The organism is Staphylococcus sp. 191 (genome assembly GCF_011174885.1).
Taxonomy (GTDB): Bacteria; Bacillota; Bacilli; order Staphylococcales; family Staphylococcaceae; genus Staphylococcus; species Staphylococcus coagulans.
In genome coordinates this window covers 83,986-102,784 of sequence record NZ_PNRJ01000003.1, presented here as the reverse complement: position 1 = coordinate 102,784, position 18,799 = coordinate 83,986, and the positions used below count along the sequence as shown (strand labels likewise).

16 protein-coding genes and 1 pseudogene are annotated in these 18,799 nt (G+C 34.9%); 15 read left to right on the top strand and 2 right to left on the bottom strand.

Annotated features, from left to right (window positions below):
* The first annotated feature begins 36 nt into the window (after positions 1 to 36).
* Positions 37 to 1,428, top strand: a complete 1,392-nt coding sequence (locus tag C1H58_RS03630) for a cryptochrome/photolyase family protein (RefSeq protein WP_165545369.1) — start codon at positions 37 to 39, stop codon at positions 1,426 to 1,428.
* 104 nt (positions 1,429 to 1,532) lie between these two features.
* Here the strand turns inward: C1H58_RS03630 and C1H58_RS03625 are convergent, their stop codons facing one another.
* Both C1H58_RS03625 and C1H58_RS03620 read right to left on the bottom strand, forming a co-directional pair.
* The gene (locus tag C1H58_RS03625) at positions 1,533 to 2,117 is read right to left on the bottom strand and encodes an NUDIX hydrolase (RefSeq protein ID WP_165545368.1); all 585 of its coding nucleotides are present in this window, start codon (positions 2,115 to 2,117) and stop codon (positions 1,533 to 1,535) included.
* Positions 2,118 to 2,743: 626 nt separating this feature from the next.
* Positions 2,744 to 4,699, bottom strand: coding sequence for an acyltransferase family protein (locus C1H58_RS03620; protein WP_165545367.1), 1,956 nt, complete (start codon positions 4,697 to 4,699; stop codon positions 2,744 to 2,746).
* 134 nt (positions 4,700 to 4,833) lie between these two features.
* Between C1H58_RS03620 and C1H58_RS12320 the strand changes: the two are divergent.
* The 14 genes and pseudogenes from C1H58_RS12320 to C1H58_RS03555 form a co-directional block, all read left to right on the top strand.
* Positions 4,834 to 5,010 (top strand): annotated as a pseudogene (locus C1H58_RS12320) (elongation factor G-binding protein); the annotation flags it as partial.
* Positions 5,011 to 5,618: 608 nt separating this feature from the next.
* Entirely contained in the window at positions 5,619 to 6,731 is a 1,113-nt protein-coding gene (locus C1H58_RS03615; protein ID WP_165545366.1) for a glycerol dehydrogenase, read from the top strand.
* 7 nt (positions 6,732 to 6,738) lie between these two features.
* Positions 6,739 to 7,701: a dihydroxyacetone kinase subunit DhaK gene (gene dhaK, locus C1H58_RS03610; protein ID WP_165545365.1), complete on the top strand. Its 963-nt coding sequence runs from the start codon at positions 6,739 to 6,741 to the stop codon at positions 7,699 to 7,701.
* A 38-nt stretch (positions 7,702 to 7,739) separates the two neighbouring features.
* Positions 7,740 to 8,321: a dihydroxyacetone kinase subunit DhaL gene (gene dhaL / locus C1H58_RS03605; RefSeq protein WP_060829163.1), complete on the top strand. Its 582-nt coding sequence runs from the start codon at positions 7,740 to 7,742 to the stop codon at positions 8,319 to 8,321.
* On the top strand, positions 8,318 to 8,686 hold the full coding sequence (dhaM, locus tag C1H58_RS03600) for a dihydroxyacetone kinase phosphoryl donor subunit DhaM (protein ID WP_016425786.1): 369 nt from the start codon (positions 8,318 to 8,320) through the stop codon (positions 8,684 to 8,686). The genes dhaL and dhaM overlap by 4 nt, the downstream gene beginning before the upstream one ends.
* A gap of 282 nt (positions 8,687 to 8,968) precedes the next feature.
* A complete protein-coding gene (locus C1H58_RS03595) occupies positions 8,969 to 9,325 on the top strand; it encodes a DUF1722 domain-containing protein (RefSeq protein WP_207554623.1) in 357 nt (118 codons plus the stop codon).
* A 412-nt stretch (positions 9,326 to 9,737) separates the two neighbouring features.
* Entirely contained in the window at positions 9,738 to 10,853 is a 1,116-nt protein-coding gene (locus tag C1H58_RS03590; RefSeq protein WP_165545364.1) for an ABC transporter ATP-binding protein, read from the top strand.
* A gap of 27 nt (positions 10,854 to 10,880) precedes the next feature.
* Entirely contained in the window at positions 10,881 to 11,843 is a 963-nt protein-coding gene (locus C1H58_RS03585; RefSeq protein WP_165545363.1) for an ABC transporter permease, read from the top strand.
* 10 nt (positions 11,844 to 11,853) lie between these two features.
* Entirely contained in the window at positions 11,854 to 13,545 is a 1,692-nt protein-coding gene (locus C1H58_RS03580) for an extracellular solute-binding protein (protein WP_165545362.1), read from the top strand.
* Between the two features lie 13 nt (positions 13,546 to 13,558).
* Positions 13,559 to 14,455 carry a carbohydrate ABC transporter permease gene (locus tag C1H58_RS03575; RefSeq protein ID WP_165545361.1) on the top strand — a complete coding sequence of 299 codons (897 nt, stop codon included), beginning with the start codon at positions 13,559 to 13,561 and terminating at the stop codon, positions 14,453 to 14,455.
* A gap of 12 nt (positions 14,456 to 14,467) precedes the next feature.
* Complete coding sequence (locus C1H58_RS03570) at positions 14,468 to 15,328, top strand: metallophosphoesterase family protein (protein ID WP_165545360.1); 861 nt, start codon at positions 14,468 to 14,470, stop codon at positions 15,326 to 15,328.
* Positions 15,312 to 16,649 carry an MATE family efflux transporter gene (locus tag C1H58_RS03565; protein WP_165545359.1) on the top strand — a complete coding sequence of 446 codons (1,338 nt, stop codon included), beginning with the start codon at positions 15,312 to 15,314 and terminating at the stop codon, positions 16,647 to 16,649. Before C1H58_RS03570 ends, C1H58_RS03565 begins: the two co-directional genes overlap by 17 nt.
* Entirely contained in the window at positions 16,642 to 17,406 is a 765-nt protein-coding gene (locus tag C1H58_RS03560) for a DeoR/GlpR family DNA-binding transcription regulator (protein ID WP_165545358.1), read from the top strand. The genes C1H58_RS03565 and C1H58_RS03560 overlap by 8 nt, the downstream gene beginning before the upstream one ends.
* A 390-nt stretch (positions 17,407 to 17,796) precedes the next feature.
* On the top strand, positions 17,797 to 18,741 hold the full coding sequence (locus tag C1H58_RS03555) for an amidohydrolase family protein (protein ID WP_165545357.1): 945 nt from the start codon (positions 17,797 to 17,799) through the stop codon (positions 18,739 to 18,741).
* The last annotated feature ends 58 nt before the right edge of the window (positions 18,742 to 18,799 follow it).

The window sequence follows — 18,799 nt, the reverse complement described above, 5'->3', positions numbered from 1 at the left end:
TATATGTCGTATTCACAACAATAAAGGGGGCTTTATATGCGTCTAGGTGTGATACTTAACAGAGTTTTTAGAATGCAACACAATCCATTATTTGAATATGTGATTAAGCATCAAAATGAGATAGATCAGCTTTATTTAATTTTAACGATAGAAGATTTATCTGATGCAGCAAATGTGAAGCGTGATGATTATAAAACAGTGGTTAAAGGTTTTGTACATACTTTAAATCAATGTGAGATATACCCCTACATTCTCAATTATGACCAATTAGATGTATTTGTGGATAATCTAGCGTTATCTCATGTATTAATGCCACAAGATATCATGAGCTATCATCAATCGATTTATGACTATCCTCATATGAAACGTGCTTTTGAGAATCATCAAGTTAAAGTTATCGGGCAACGTGTTAATCACTATTTTCAACCCTCACAAACGTTGAATCAGCAACAGCAACCGTATAAAGTGTTTACGAGTTTTTATAAAGCGAATCGTAAAAATTTAGTACATAGGCATTATAAAGCGGATGCATACAAGCAGGTCGCCAAAATTGCAGAAAAAGGCACAAATCAGGCGCATTTGCAGATAAATGATAGTGAAGATATGGAAAAAAGCGCACGTCAAGATTGGGCAACATTTTTAAATACAGATATATCTGATTATAAAAGGCGCACAGATGACATTTCACAAGATTATGTAAGTGGTTTAAGTCGATTTTTAGCGTATGGCTTACTCGATATTCGTGAGGTTATGAATGATTTATTAGCGGGTTACGACAGTGATGAGGTTAATTACGAAGCGTTTATAAGAGAAGTGATGTTTCGTGAATTTTATTATGTATTAATGACAAAATATCCACAAACGGCGACTCAATCTTTTTCTGAAAAATATCGAGGGATGCAGTGGTCGAACAATCCATCTCATTTTGAATCGTGGAAAAGTGGACAAACGGGCTATCCGATTGTGGACGCTGCAATGAAGAAGCTCAACCGTACAGGCCTGATGCACAATCGTTTGAGAATGGTTGTTTCTCAGTTTTTAACGAAACATTTATTTATTGATTGGACTTGGGGTGAAGCATACTTTAGACAATATCTCTTAGACTATGATAATGCTTCGAATGTACACGGTTGGCAATGGTCAGCGTCAACGGGTACAGACGCCGTGCCTTATTTCAGAATGTTTAATCCCATACGTCAAAGTGAACGTTTTGACCCGAATGGTTATTTTATAAAGTCCGAATTAGAGGTTTTCGATGATGTACGTCCTCAATATCTTCACCATCCAACGCGATACAAAGCGCAATTAAAAGAAAATCATCACATTGAAATTGGTAAAGACTATCCCGAAGTAATTGTAGATCATAAAAAAAGTAGGGATTATGTCATGCAACAATTTAAAAATATAGGACCAAGTAACGGAATATAATGTATGATATTTAGCAACATAAAAAGAGGGACAGCAATCTATACGATCGCTGCCCCTCTTTTTATCTATTCTTATGTTTTGATTTCTAGTTTCCTTTAATCTTATTACAAATTACGTTCAATTAAAGCCGAGACACAAGTGAAATATGCTGAAGAGTATGGGAGAAAGTCAGATTGAGTGAAAGATCGAGATGTTTGATTATCCAGTGAGACGCCATTAATCGTCTCAATTTGTCCTTTCGAAAATTTGCTAAATTCATCTTTATTAATTCGGTATAATGATTGTACTTCATCATCTTGAAACGCAATCGCGTCGATTTCATCATCCGTGATTTCTACCGTGTAAATATGGATGAATTCTTTATCGGTGAAGAGCCCTTCAAGACTTTCGGGAAGTGTACATAAAAACCGAAGTCTTTCAAAAGAAATATCTAATCCCATCTCTTCTTTTATTTCTCGAATACCATCTGACATCTTCTCATCACATTTGATATGGCCACCGACAGTGACGTCGATCAGCCCAGGATAGTCATGTAAGGCGACATTCCTTTGTTGAAATAATATAGAATCTTTTGACGTAAAAATGCATTGAAACGTTTCGTGCCATTCCGAATTTTTGTGAACTAATGCTCTCTCCATTTTTCCTTTGTATTGATAATTGTGATAAAAAGTATTCAAAATTTCTGCCAAAATGAAGCCTCCATATTAAGGATAAACACCTCTCTTTGGGTTGGGAGTAATGAGATGAGTACCTGATTTTATTATTGTCCCTTTATTATTATATTTGTTATTTCAAAGGAAATGAAGCGGTGCATTAATTGGAAATAAAGGCGAAGGACACGAATAAAAAATTTAGAATGTAAAACATTATACTGTAACATAGAGCTTTATTATTATCACATCAATTATGGGGAACGGACATTGGTTTATAACTTATTAAAATAAGGAGACAGGACATTGAAGTCTACCACCTTAATCCATTGTGATATAGTTTGAAATCGCCTTAAAATCGGTAAAAAAACAGTGACTATGACTTTTAATCATTTATAAAAATGGCACTGATATCGTATTCAATGACTATCAACTACTCAAGCGACATAGGCTTAGTCTCATAATTGTCAATTTAAGCGAGAAGGCAGTGAAATCAGCCGAAGTCAAAAATACCCCAACACTTCAAATGTGTAACCGTACAATCAAGCGTTGGTGAGTTGAGACGAGGCGTCTAGGCAAGCGTGTCTAAGCATTGCATGAATATGATGATGTACCGCTCCCATGATTTTTTACAGTTAAGGTAAGGCTTCTGTTCTGAAAAAATACTAAGCACTTTGAAGTTCACGCATAAGGTCATCTTTAATAACTGGGCCGAGCGTTCTTGAAAATGTATTCGTCATGTGACTGGAGTCAAAGAAAACAAATATATTTCCTCTTACAGGCTTGAAAGTGTGATTAGGCGCAATATAATTGTTATAATCATAGACTTTTGCACCTGTATCTTCCATTGGTTGAAAGTTTTTGTCCGGAAGTTGTTTAGAAACATCAATGGTCACATTTTTATTTTTTTCATAAGCTTCGATTGCATTGATATCTAATCTTGGTGTATCACGTACTGCAAAGACAGGTAAATCAAGTGATTCTAAATAACGAAATGCATCAATGAAGCCTTGTGGGACATCGGTTTCTTCGTCATTTCCGACATCAGCTGTAGTAAATACTAAATCATAGTCATCTTTATGTTTTTTTATGTAGTCTTTCGTGTTTTCCATCCATTTTTGGGACAATGCATCTTGTTCACCCATTGTAAAACGAGCATTCGCTTTGCAAAGGTGCGTGATTTTGATTTTATCTTTTTCAGCAATTTGTTGAAGTGCTCCCAGCCAATGACTCGAATGGGAACCGCCGACAAGCAATATATGATATTGATAACCGTCTTTTTGACCATATGTTAATGGTTTGACCTTTGCACCTTGGTAAATCATGCCTCCATCATCATAAGCATCAGATTTATCATTAGTAATATATTTAATACGAGGCAAGATGTTCTTTTTATTTTGGTAATCTGCTTTGGCTGTTGCACCTGGAAAAGCATGATTTGGTGGAACGTCTTTTACATACGTAGGATTATTCAATTTGTAGCTAAATCCAAGGGTTCCAATCAAGCATAATACAACAGTAAAAAAAGCACCTAACCTCATAAACACAGGCTTACCGAAACTATGTCGTATAGGCTTTTCAACTAAATTTGTTGTGATAATACTCAGTGCTATACTTAATAAAATGATACCTATACCGATAAGGGTAGAAATATGTGTATCAACGGTATATTTATAAAACGATAATAGCACCCAATGCCATAAATAAATTCCGAAAGAAATGCCACCTAGCTTCATGAGGATTGGGCGACTTAATAAAGCTTCAACCCCAAAATGTGATGGATCATTGCCAGATAATAAGATGAGTATTGCACATGTCATTGGCCACAATGCAACATAACCAGGAAACATCGTTGAGACATCAAAAATGATACCGGTGAGTATTAAGCCCACTAAACCTATCCAACCCAGTATATTCGAGAACATGACAGGAATTTTTATTTTGAAAAGGTTAAGGTAGACTAAACCCCCTAATGCAAATTGCCAAACACGTGCGACTGGATTAAAATAAGCAAACTGTTGATTTGTACTCGTTTGAAATATAGAAAATGTGAGTGAACCTAAAAAAAGGATAATAAGTATGATGTTGATTGTTGTGTGAATATGTATCGTTTTAAGCTTCTTCCACAATAAAACGATAAATGAAAATAATATAAACCATATAACATAAAATTGACCTTGAATAGACATTGCCCAAAAATGTTCTAAAGGTGTTTTCGCTTGTTCTGAATTTAAGTAGTCCGTATGTGAAAAGGCAAGCTGTAGATTTTGATAATAAAACAATGATGCGATTAATTCTTTTATCGTTTTACCATAGATTGAACTTGGAATAATCCAAAAGGTAGCGATAGCAACAACAGTTAAGATAATAAGTACGTTAGGAAGTAATCTCTTCAGTAATCCACCGAAATACTTGGAAAAAGAAAGGTAACCTTGTTTGTTGATTTTAGAAATGATCGATGCAGTGATTAAGTAACCTGAAATAATAAAAAATACATCAACACCGCCTGACACTCTGCCTAACCAGATATGATAAATTGCCACTAATAATGCAGCAATAAAACGTAATCCTTCAATTTCTGTTCGAAATCTCTTCTCAATTTGTAAAAATTGTCCGTCCATTTTTGCACTTCCCTTACAATTTCCTATGTGTAAACATCTTATCAAATATTAGATTTTGTTTTTATGATAATATAAATTCTTAATTAATTTTACTTTAGATTAACATCGGATTAACACAATTAAAACAACAAGTATTTTGTTCGATTTGTAATACCGAGTCCAACGTGTCTCTATTTATGAAAAAGACACATAGTTCTAGTGACGGACGTTACACGACAAGAGGCAATTATATTTGTCATAATAGCGAAAAATGTAATTTTCAGTTAACGGATTTAAAACATTTCAGTGAGTTTTTAGAAAAACTTGATTAATAAATATTTTTCAAATTAGACAATCAAGCAGTTTTATATGAAGTGGAACAGAATCAATTTTTGTTTGCCACGTATTAATATAAGAGTTTGTTTCCGACAATATAGCGGAACCAAGCCCTTTCCCCATATTATAAAATATATATTTATCTTAATCATGTTATATTTTTTAAAAAGTTTTGAAATTTGTCAATAAATGGTAGTGAAATTTATTATTAAAGTGAGATAATATACTTGTTATTCGATTTAAAACGCTTTCATATAATAGATAATGTTATTTTGAAGGCAAATTAATGATGAGAATTATTTTTTCGTCTGTATTATTTGCCCTTAAAAGCTAAAGTTAGTGCGCGTTTATTCAAAAAGAAAAATCTTTATTTTGAACTGTTTATGTAAAGTACATTTTAAATAACAAACATCAATATCTTGTGATTCGTTAACAAAATGTTAACAATTAAATTAAAAAATTAATGTATTCTTACAAAAAAACGGGTAAACACATTAGGGCGAAAAAAAGGGGTATGATTCCATTCACACTTATTCTATCTGTTGTTAGTGATAATTTGGTTTCAAATCAGATTATTAATTATAACTATTTTGGAGGAATTCGTATGTCAAAATTAATTTTTCAATCACCAGGAAGATATGTACAAGGGAAAGGCGTTATTAATTCAATTGCTGAAGAGACACAACGTTTAGGTACACACGCATTGATTATTTCAGATAGTCTTGTTTGGGATATTACGAAAAATCAAATTGAGCAAAGTTTTTCCAACAACAAAAATGTGAAATATGATTATGAAGTATTCAAAGGTGAATCTTCAGAAGATGAAATTAATCGTATTGTCGAATCTTATAAAAAATCAGGTGTTGACGTTGTCATCGGTTTAGGTGGCGGTAAAGCATTAGATACAGGTAAAGCTGTAGGTTACGCATTAAAAGCAAGTGTCATTGACTTTGCTTCAACAGCTTCAATGGATGCACCTACTGCTGCTGTTTCAGTTATCTACAGAGAAGACGGTGTGTTCAGCGGTTACCAATTTTATCCAAAAAACCCTGACACAGTGATGGTCGACTCTGAAATTGTTGCACAAGCCCCAGTAAGACTATTTGCTTCAGGGATGAGTGATGGTTTAGCGACATTGTTAGAAGTTGAATCTACATTACGTCGTCAAGGTAAGAATATGTTTCATGGTCGCCCTTCATTGGCAAGCTTAGCAATTGCTCAAAAATGTGAAGAAACTATTTTTGAATATGGCCTCAGTGCATATACAGCGGTTGAAAAACATGTTGTATCACCTCAAGTTGATGCAGTGATTGAAGCGAACACTTTACTTTCAGGTTTAGGTTTTGAAAATGGGGGTCTTGCTGCGGCACACGCGATTCATAACGGTTTTACGGCGCTTCAAGGTAACATCCATCACTTAACACATGGTGAAAAAGTCGCATATGGTATTTTAGTCCAATTAGTATTAGAAAATGCACCAACAGAAAAATTCTTAAAATATCAAAGATTCCTAAGTAGCATTAACATGCCAACAACTTTAGAAGGCCTTCACATCGACGATAAAAGCTATGAAGATTTAGTAAGTGTAGGTGAACGTGCATTGTCACCAGATGATACATTTGCTAACCTTAGCGATAAAATTACAGCAGATGAAATTGCAGATGCCATTTTAACAGTCGATGAACTGTCTAGAAGTCATTTCTCTTCAAAGGAGTAATTTGAGTATGAAAAAATTAATCAAAGACAAAAACCAAATCTTAGCTGATATGCTAGATGGACTTATCACAACGAATCCGGATGTGGAATTAATATCAGATACGGTTGTTGTGAGAAAAGATAAAAAGCAATCAGGTGTGGCCCTCGTATCTGGCGGTGGTAGTGGTCACGAACCTGCACATGCAGGCTTTGTTGCACGAGGAATGTTAGACGCTGCAGTTTGCGGTGAAATCTTTACTTCTCCAACACCAGATAAAATTCTTGATGTCATTAAAGCCGTAGACACAGGAGATGGTGTTTTACTCATCATCAAAAACTATGCTGGCGACGTAATGAACTTTGAAATGGCTCAAGAAATGGCACAAATGGAAGACATTCAAGTTGAAAGTGTCATTATTCGTGATGATGTTGCGGTCTCTGACACAGAAAAACGTCGTGGTGTCGCTGGTACAGTTTTGGTTCATAAATATGCAGGTTATTTAGCTGAAAATGGTTTTTCATTAGCTGACATTAAAGCAAAAGTTGAAACAGTCATTCCGAAAATTAAAAGTATTGGTATGGCTTTAACTTCACCTATGGTACCAACAACTGGTAAATACAGCTTTGATATCGACGATCAAGAAATGGAAATCGGTATTGGTATTCATGGTGAAAAAGGATCACATCGAGAAGCAGTTCAACCGATAGATGTTATTATTGAACGATTATTAGATGCATTACTAAAAGAAGTCAAAGAGAAAGATATCATTGTAATGGTCAATGGTATGGGTGGTACACCGTTATCAGAATTGAATATTGTGGCTAAATATTTAGATGCACAATTGAAAGACCACAACTTTGTCGTTAAACAATGGTTCGTGGGCGATTACATGACTTCTATAGATATGCAAGGCTTCTCAATTACAATTGTTCCATATAGTGAAGATCTAGGTGAAGCTTTAGCTGCACCTACAGCAAGTCGATACTTTTAAGCGAATAATCATTGTTTTAAATTTTTGAGGTGACTTAAATGAATGTGCAAGAAATGAAAGTAAGATTACTGGATTTAGCAGATCAGTTTAAAGAAAAAGAAGAAGAATTAACTGATTTAGATAGAGCGATCGGTGATGGTGATCACGGCGTGAACATGCTAAGAGGTTTTGAACATTTAAAAGATAAAATCGATGATAAAGACATGAAATCATTATTTAAATCTACAGGAATGACATTAATGTCTAATATCGGTGGTGCGTCTGGACCTTTATACGGATTTGGTTTTATTAAAATGGCGAATGAAGTGCAAGATGAAATGGACAGTGAAAATTTAAAACAGGTCATTACTGCATTCGCTGAGGGCATCCAACAACGTGGTAAAGTTAAATTAAATGAAAAAACAATGTATGATGTCATTGAACGCACAAGACAAGCATTAGAAAATAACGAAAACGTTGATTTTGAAAAGTTACAATCTTATGCAAATGAAACAAAAGACATGATAGCAACCAAAGGACGCGCTTCTTATTTCAATGAAGCATCAAAAGGCTACATTGATCCTGGCGCTCAAAGTAGCGTTTATATCTTAAACGCAATTATAGGGGGCGAATCATTATGACATCTATCGTCATTGTCAGTCATAGTTACAAAATTGCAGAAGGTGTAAAAGAATTAAATGGCCAAATGACAGACAACAGCGTCAACATCGTCGCAGTAGGTGGCTTAGAAAATCAAGAAATAGGAACAGACTTTAATCGTATTTTTTCAGCAATTAACAATTTAAAAGATGATGCGTTATGCTTCTATGATATCGGTTCAGCAGGTATGAACCTTGATACAGTTTTAGAAATGTATGAAGGTCCACATCGAATTGAAAAAATTGAAGCACCTATTGTAGAAGGTAGTTTTATCGCAAGTGTCGCAATTAAATCAAACATGAGTATGGATGATGCGATTGCAGAAGTTAAGACACAGTATAAATAATGCGAATATTTAACGGTTTTATATAAAATATTAAGACATATTTACACACTATATACAGAGCAGTGAGACGGAAATGAGAGAAATTGAATTTCTGCCTCACGCTTTTTTATATAAAAATTGAGCCACAGAGGTCACCGTATCGATTGAAACAAGCGTGAAAGTGTATCAATCAGTACGAAATCGCTACAATAGGATAAACGAGATAAGAACAAATGAGGAGGGGTTGTCATTTCACGTCGACATGAAATTGAAGTGCTGTGGAAAACGTATAAGTATGAGGTCATGTGGCATCATCAAAATAGTTACAACCGTATTAGAACCACGTTAAAAGGCGACTGCAATTATGACGAAGTAAAAGCGTTGATTGATCAAGCCTTGGCGATTGAGCCGACGAAAGGGTCTGTTATCAATGCATTGAGCCATATGTGGGGCTATTTCAAAAAAGTGTGTAGACCTTCAGAAAAACATCTATACGAATCGTTAAAAACACATTATTTATCAGGTCAAGTTGACGAAAGAACGCTCATTCTTTTTCTTTATTGTATGGCAATGATTTATGACGTACAGTATATCAAAGAATCGAGTATCATTAAAAATTTCCCAAAGATTGATAGTGATGATTACAATTTAATCGACTAGAATCGCCTACTCACATTATTGGTTAAATGTGAGTAGTTTTTTTATGTGAGAAAGATTAAGGGGCTTAAGCTTTAAGGTAAACTAAATCAGTTTCTGTCGCACGCTTTTGATGCGTTTAAGTGAAACAATTGCTACGGATGTCAACTTGTTTTTTAGTTGATGCCATCATTTTTACTCACTTTTATTTTATGTTGCACATATGAATTTTATGATTTCAATGTAAAAGTTTTTGAAATATCTTTGCTTTGAACTTCAATGATATTGCTGTAGTTTTGATACGTTTAAAGAGAAAAACTTTTGAAAAATAATAAACAAAAATTTGGACTTTAATCTTTTTTTATTGAAACAATATATTAACTTAACATATCAGAACTAAAATTGAATTGTAAAACCTATTGAAGGGAGTGAAGGTATGATTACACTCAAAAATTTGAACAAAATTTATGATGACCATAATTATGCGGTTAAAGATTTTAACTTAGAAATTGAAGATCAAGAATTTGTTGTTCTTGTCGGACCTTCTGGTTGTGGGAAATCTACGACATTACGCATGATTGCAGGGTTGGAAGAGGTGAGTCAGGGTGAGATTTATGTGGATGGCGTACGTTTAAACCAAGTCCCGCCTAAAGACCGTGGTATCGCCATGGTGTTTCAAAACTATGCACTATATCCACATATGACGGTATATAATAATTTAGCTTTTGGTTTGAAAATGCGTGGTGTAAAGAAAAAGCATTACGATCAACGTATTCGAGAGGCTGCAAATATTTTAGAAATCACCCACCTGTTAGATAGAAAACCGAAAGCACTTTCTGGTGGACAGAGACAACGTGTAGCCCTTGGACGAGCTATTGTACGCGATGCCAAAATTTTTCTGATGGATGAGCCGCTTTCTAATTTAGATGCTAAATTACGAACGCATATGCGCACGGAAATTGTCAAATTACATAAAGAAATGGGAGCAACTACCCTTTATGTCACTCATGATCAGATTGAAGCGATGACGATGGCAACTAAAATTGTTTTGCTAAAAGAAGGTGTGATTCAACAAGTGGGAACACCCGAAGCAATCTATCATTACCCTAAAAATCAATTTGTAGCCACTTTTATAGGTCATCCAGCTATGAATATCATACCGGTTGTTCAAAATGAACAGGGCTGGTATTTTCATCAGCACCTTATTGCGTCTGTACATATTTTCAATGGAATGACACAGCAACATTTCAATCTTGGGGTGCGTTCAGAGTATATTCATTTTGCTTCAGATATAAAAGACTTAAAGGAAAATGAGATTCAAATGCCAGATTGGCGAGTAGTATTAGTAGAATTAATCGGTGCAACAAAACGTATCCACTGTAAGCAAGGAGAAACAGAAATTGTTATATCCGCAGATAACCAAACCGATGTAGAGATAGGACAATGCATTCACCTAGGGATGCAAAGAAAAGATTGTCACTGTTTTCATAGTGAAACGGGTGAAGTATTGTTACAGAAACAAAACACCGCTTCTGAAGAAATTGTTATTTAATAAGATCAATGGATTGGAGTAAGTACTATGAAAAAGATTTTACGCCCCGGAAAGAGAAAGGATGCTATTACACAAACGTCTTTATTACGTCGATTTTGGCAACATAAAGGGCTATATTTTATGTTATTACCATGTTTACTTTTTTTTATTATCTTCAACTATGTTCCGATGGCGGGTTTAATTTTAGCATTCAAATCATTTCGTTTTGATACGATAATTTTCGGTGGACAATGGGAAGGACTTAAATATTTCAATCGTTTCTTTTCTGATGGACAAAGTTATCAAATTATTATTAATACATTAGTGATTAGCGGAATGAAACTCGTATTAGCGCTACCGTTTCCGATCATTATGGCAATTATGTTTAATGAAATTGCGCAGACCCAATTAGGACGTTTTCGAGGAGTTTTTCAAGGAATCATGTACATTCCTCATTTCTTATCTTGGGTGGTTGTCGTTGGTATTTTTCAAAAAATACTAGCTCCAGATAGTGGTTTGATTAATCAATTAATGCAGCAATTTGGAGGAGACGGGTCAACTTATTTTATGATGAATCCTGAATATTTTCATACGATTATGTTTTCAAGTTACTTATGGAAAAATGTCGGTTGGGACTCCATTATTTACTTTGCTGCAATAATGGGGATTAATCCAGAAATATATGCAGCTGCCAAAATCGATGGTGCAAATCAATGGCAACAAATCATTCATATTACACTTCCAATGTTATCCCCTACAATTGTCATTTTGTTCATTTTATCTTTGGGAGATATTTTGAAAGCAGGGTTTGATCAAATTTACTTATTAAAAACACCCGGTAATGCAAAATACTCAGAGATCCTTGATACTTTCGTGATTCGTACAGGGATTCAACAAGGAGATTTCAGTTATTCGATTGCAATTGGTTTGTTACAAGGTTTGATAGGATTATTGCTCGTAGTAGTTGTAAATCGTTTTGCCAATAAGAAATTAAATACATCATTATATTAAGGAGAAAATGATGAAACATATTAAAAAAATAAGTATTGTATTGTTGACCTTTCTCATTGTATTTGTAACAGCTTGTGGCAAGGACCAAGATGAAGAAAAACGAAAAGCAGATGCAAAGGACAAACCTGATACTTGGATTGCAGATCGTAAACTTACAGGGCTTGTTTTTCAAAGCAAAAATGATGCATCTCCTGAAATGAATAAAGCCATTGCAAAAGAATTAAAAGAAAAGACAGGTATTACTTTAGAACTTCAAACGGCATCAGGTGACGATGCGACAGAAGCTTTAACTTCTGGACTGGCTTCTGGAGACTTACCAGATTTCATCGTTTACTATTTGGATAATAGTGGGCGTCCAGAGATGAAAGTGTTGAATAAAGCCGCGAAACAAGGTCAATTAACAGATCTAAAACCACTTTTAAAAGATACAAAAGTTTATAAAAAATATTTACAGAAAGATTACTTGCCTAAAGATACGCGTGAAAATATTATGTTTCCAAAAGATTTAAACGGGACTTATTTCGTTCACATGAATATTAATCGAAAACCGGGAGATCCGGGCAGAAAGCTGGTAGGAGGTCCTTACATACGTAAAGATATTGCAGAACAACTTCATATAGATCCAAGTTCGATTAAAACATCGGAAGAGATGAAAGCATTAGCAGAAAAAATCAAAGCACATCATTTTAAAGATGAGAACGGTAAAGCTATTACCCCTATTGGTCCAACGGCTTGGGGTGGTAGTGATCGAACAGCTTTTTATAGTGATTTGGTATGGACAGGGGGAGCGGATGAAAAGTTCCAACTTGATCATGGGCAGGTAAAACATGAAGCTGATACGCATTATGGTATGCAACGTGTCAAATATGTTAAATCGCTAATGCACCAAGGGTTGATGACAAAAGAATTTTATACGATGCCTGAAAACAAAGCGAAAGAAGGGCTTGTTAACGGATCTTGGGGTATTGTCTCTGACTTACACAATTATGTCGCTGAAAATCAAAATATGAAATACGTGCCACTTGGTCCTTTGAATACAGTGAGAGGACCTTATCAAATGAATTTACCGTATAAGTCGGGTTACGGAGGGTGGTCCATTCCTAAAAGTACGCAACACCCAGAAGACGTCGTCAAATTAGCTGACTTTTTAGCCAGTCGTGAAGGGAAATTGTTAGGCCAATATGGAATTGAAGGGCGCGATTACACTTTGGATAAAAAAGGTAATCCACTTGTAAAAAAAGAAGTATTAAAAGAAATCGAAACTCATCCTGATAAAGCTAAAAAAAGAGGTTTTCGTGGGGCAGGTGCATATTGGGCAGACCATCTCGGACTTACAGATATAGATAACGAGGCAGATTTTGGCGAAAGAGAGTACGGGGACCATGTTCGTAAAGCACAAGGTAAAACAAATCCGGAAAAGATGGCAGATGCATGGCATTATGATGAACATTTAAAACATGCCAAAGTGATTGATGGCTTAACAGTGAAATCATTCTTACCTAAATTTGATAAAGGTGAGGAGTTAGAGATTGCATTGGATGAATATGATGAATCTATAAAACGTGCATATTATGCAGCAACAGATAAAGAATCTGAACGTATTTTGAAAGATGCTAAAAATAAACTCGACCAAGCGGGCTTGCCAGAGTTTGAAAAAATGATTGAAAAGAAAATGAAAGATGGGGAACAAATAAGATTTTAAAGGATGAGTATCAATGAAAATCAACCATGATTGGAGTAGTATCATCATTCGTAGTATTTCCTGGGTAATCATTATCATTATGGCATTATCAATTGTGTTACCCATGCTTCATATTGTTGCACTTGCTTTTAACAGTGGGACGGACGCGCAAAGAGGAGGCATCACGTTTTGGCCACGAACGTTTTCATTAGATAATTTTAAAGAAATTTTTAAACAAGGAACAATTTTGAATGCGTTGTTGATTAGTTTGGCTAAAACATTAATTGGAACGGTCCTCAGTGTCATACTCACAGCAATGGCAGCTTATGTATTAACAATCAAAACTTTACCCTTTCGACGGACGATAACATTTTTCTTAGTTTTTACAATGTTATTTAATGCAGGTGTTGTTCCTTTGTATATTTTGCTGAACCAGTTAAGTTTAACTGATACATTTTGGGTCTATATTATTCCTTCATTGTATAGTGTTTATAATATTTTGATTATGCGTACGTTTTTTTCTCAAATACCGAATAGTGTTATCGAAGCAGCGCGTATAGATGGCTGTAATCACTGGCAAATATTTTGGAAAATCATTTTACCAATGAGTAAACCTGTGATTGCAACAGTGACGCTCTTTAACGCTGTAAGTCAGTGGAATGATTGGTTTACAGGTGCATTCTTTGTCAGAAACCCCAAATTAAAGCCTTTAGCTACAGTTTTACAAGATATGTTGACAAGTCAAGAATCTATTGCCAATGCGCTTAAACAAAAATCAGGGGCATATCAGATGATAGAGCGTATCACGATTACAGGAGATTCACTGCAAATGGCAATGATTGTTTTGCTTATTATCCCTATCCTTTTGTTATTTCCATTCGTACAAAAACATTTTGTTAAGGGAGTCAATATCGGTTCTACTAAAGAATAAAGGAGTGTAAAAATGTCGTTCTTCAGAATATTGCAGTTCACAGATTTGCATTTAAGTTCAAATCATGATGAGAAAGATCAAAAGACTTTTAAATTGTTAGAACAAATGATTTCGACGTATCATCCTGATTTGTGTGTGTTTACAGGTGATCAAATATGGACGCAAGGTGTGATGGATGCTGCTAACACATACAAATCTTTGTTAATATTCTTAAATCAATTTGATACCCAAATAGCGACCACATTTGGCAATCACGATATTGAAAATCAATTGCGCCGAAGTGATTTGAGGAATATGGAAGCGGCAATCTCTAAGCGTTATGTTGATAAACACCACTCAAAATTGATTGATGATAAAGAAGCGTATGTGGTAGAAATATTTCATGAAAACGAACTGTCACATCTTTTATATATCATTGATGGTGGGGATTACAGTGAGTCTGCTGTTGGTGAATATGCCTATATTCATCCAGGGCATATTGCTTGGATGAGTGAGGTTGAAAAGTACTATCAAGATAAAAGTAAGTTGATGTTGCATCATAATTTGGTATTTACACATATTCCTATACCAGAATATCAAGCGATTGCATCAACCCAAAATTATAGGGGGATATTTAATGAAGAGATTGGTTGTCCGACAGTGAATTCAGGCTTGTTTGCACAAATGTTAAGTTTAGGTCATATTGAGGGGATGTTTTGTGGACATGACCATGACAATGATTTTAGTTTCAATCATTATGGTATTGGTTTGAACTATGGTCGTATCAGTGGATTCAACTGCTATGGAGATGTAAATAGAGGTGCAAGACTCATTGATTTATCACCATATCAACCTTATCGAACGAAGATAGTAGAATATGATCAACGTTTCTAAGTTACGGTTTAGACAACTCTATGTCCCTATTCTTATTGAACAGCTGTTTATGATGCTTATGACCCAAATCGATGTGTTAATGTTAAGTGCTTATGATACGAAAGCCATTGCAGTTTCTGGTATTAATACACAACTTATGATGTTATTAACATTTATAATTACGGTGATACATGTAGGTGTTTCGATTCGATTAGTTCATCAAAAAGCGTATGAAGTGAGTGAACTTAAATCAGAAATCTATCACAGTTTAACGCTGAATTTCGTATTTTCCATATTGATCAGCCTCATCGCGCACTTCACTTATCATAAAATGCTCATTTTTATGCATGTGCCACAGGAGATCTTTGAGATAACTTATCAATTTGGCGTTGTATTCTTATGGGGATTTGGGATAACAACAACACAAATGTTAGTGAGTAGTTTATTAAGAATTTTAAATTTAGCACATATTGCTGCACAAACAACAATTGGAATGAATATCATCAATATTGTATTGAATTATCTCGTTTTATTCGTTTTTGTAGATTACTTTGGACAGCCTATATTAGCTGTGGCCATTGCAACGTTGATTACTCGGATGCTAGGGATGTTTTATGCAGGTTATCATTTAATCAAAATGTATAGACCTCAATTAAAAAATTTTAAGCTGAATCGTTTCAAGAGTAAAAAAGTGCTCTCATTAGGACTTCCTGGGGCAGGTGAACAAATTTCATATCACTTTGCCCAAACGATAATGGTCGCTTTTTTAGCTATTATAGGGACAGAAGTTGTTGCATCTAAAACGTTAGCAGTGGCGATGAGCAATGTTTCATTTTGTGTGGTGATGGCATACAGTATGGCAAGCCAAATCTATTTGGGTAAATTAATGGCACGTAAAAAGTTCACTGTGTTGACTAAAAGCGTACATCGGGGATTAGTCATTAATGCCACACGTTCTGTAGTGATTATGACGACTTTAGTTGGAGTATTCTATATGTTAGGGCGGTATTTCATTGATGAAACGGTTTTTCATTTTACTGTATTGTACTTATGTTGTTTTATTTTATTAGAGCCTATAAGAGCAGTGAATAATTATATTGTAGATTTGCTCAATATAACGGGAGATGTGCGTTATCCAGTTTGCATCAATATCATAACGACGTGGTGTCTATTAATCCCTATTTCATACTTTGTCTCTATGAGATTGGGTTGGGGTTATACTGGAATGATTTTTACTAATATTTTTGAAGAAAGTATACGCTTCTTTCTCATGTTGAGAAGATGGCACAAAGGGCGATGGAAATTGAAGTTATCAAAGATAGGAGTCGGCGCACATGTATAAAAAGAAATCTAGGCTAGAGATGATTTGTAATCGTATTGCCACTAATGGGAAAGTATTTGTGAGTGATCTGGCTTTATATTTTGAAGTCACACCGGAAACGATTCGAAAAGACTTAGAGCAACTTGAAGAAGATAAAAAAGTAACTCGAATTCATGGTGGTGCAGTAAAATATAATTATTTGAATAAAGAACAGTCATTTGTTAATAAATGGCAAAAGCAAGCACCCGTGAAAGAACGATTAGCCATGCAGGCTGCCCAGTTCATTCGAAATGGTGAAATAATTGTCTTAGATGGTGGCACAACCACAGGACGTATCCCAAAATATTTAAATCATCTTTCTAATTGTACATTTGTCACGCCATCGTTGATTACTGTGACGGAGTTGAACAAAGCGGTTGAGGAACAGCGGATAGATGCGGAGATTATAATGTTGCCAGGAAAAACCAATACAGCACAGGATGTCGTACGTGGCTCATTAACCAATCAGTTATTACAACAATTTAAATTCGATAAAGCTTTCTTATCGTGTGGTGCCTTTGATACAACAAGTATCTATGAATATGATTTAGAAGAGGCATTGGTGAGCAATACTATGATTCAACAAAGTGTAGAAACGTTTTTAGTCACAGATAGTACAAAAAGAGATAATCAAGCAGCATTTGTAATCAATGCATTTAAGGCTATTGATTATATGATTACAGATTATGCAAAGCCAGATAAAATTGTGTTTGATGAACATCATTGGTTACAAGTTTAAAAGGCGTATATTTGAGTATGAGAGAAATAAAAAATACTGTTAGACTGAAAATGTTCAAATTAAATATACGATGATTCCAATTAAAACGAAATACGCTATTGAAAATGATAATGCACCTATCATTACAAGGGCATGTGACATCACCAAAAAGTTATGAACAACACATAGAGACGATAAAGAATGCATGTAAATATACAGGGGTGTAATTTTAGCAGTAATATATTAAAGGTAAACATTTGTGACGGAGATGTTTTAATCATATAATATAAAGTATAAATAATGTTATTATTTAAAATTGCAAACATACTTAGTTGCAGTTGTTATGCTAAAGTTGAGCTATTCTCCATAAGCCAATCGAGCACATCATAAAAAGAGAGAGAAGTGTGTATAATGAAAAAGATTGATTTACATGCGCATTATTTTTCACCGGGTTTTATAAAGTTTTTAGATGATTATTTTGATGGCAAAGGTGCCGGTGTTGCGACACCTTACTTTTCTATTGAAAACTATTTGGCATTGATGAAGAAGATGACTATCGATTATGGCATTTTATCTATTGCAGGGCCGCATCAAAGTGTGGCACCAGATTATGAAATGTTGGACTTAACAGAAGAAATGAATGCATACGGGGCGCAACTCGCGTCTCAATATCCTGACAAGATAGGCTTTTTTGCTTCGCTCCCTTTACCTTTAGAAGAAAGTATTCAAATGATTGATCGTGCGTTAGATGCGCAACATGCGAAAGGCTTCCTCTTACCGACAAATGCACGTGGCATTTATCTTGGTGACCAACGTTTAGATCGGATATTTGAAAAGTTAAATGAACGTCATGCGATCGTCGCCATTCATCCGAATGAACCTCAGCCGATGAATGATGCCATTAAAGCGAAAGTGCTCACACCTTTAATGGAGTTTTTCTTTGATACGACGAGAGCGATTGTATTTATGAATCAAAATCGGACATTTAGTCGTTATCCGAATATTAAATGGATTGTGCCTCACAGTGGTGCATTATTGCCTGTCATCGTACAACGCATTAAAATGGCCAATGCAATATTTCACTATGATGAACAGCCTGATGATTTTGCACAAGTCATGCAACATTTATACTTTGATTTAGCTGGGAAAGTATTACCTTATCAATTAAAACCATTACTTGAAATGGCGGATGAAAATAAAATTGTCTATGGTTCAGATACACCGTATACCATAGAAAAAGTAGTGACGTCGCTTGCAGATGAAATAACGACAACCTCACTGTTATCTGATGAACAGAAAGAAAAAATGATGTATCAAAACGCAGCAACATTGTTGAATATGTCAGATCATCATTAAGAAGGGTAGAAGATTCTGGCGCATTTTGGACTGATCCATTAGCCGGTTTAAATAAAAA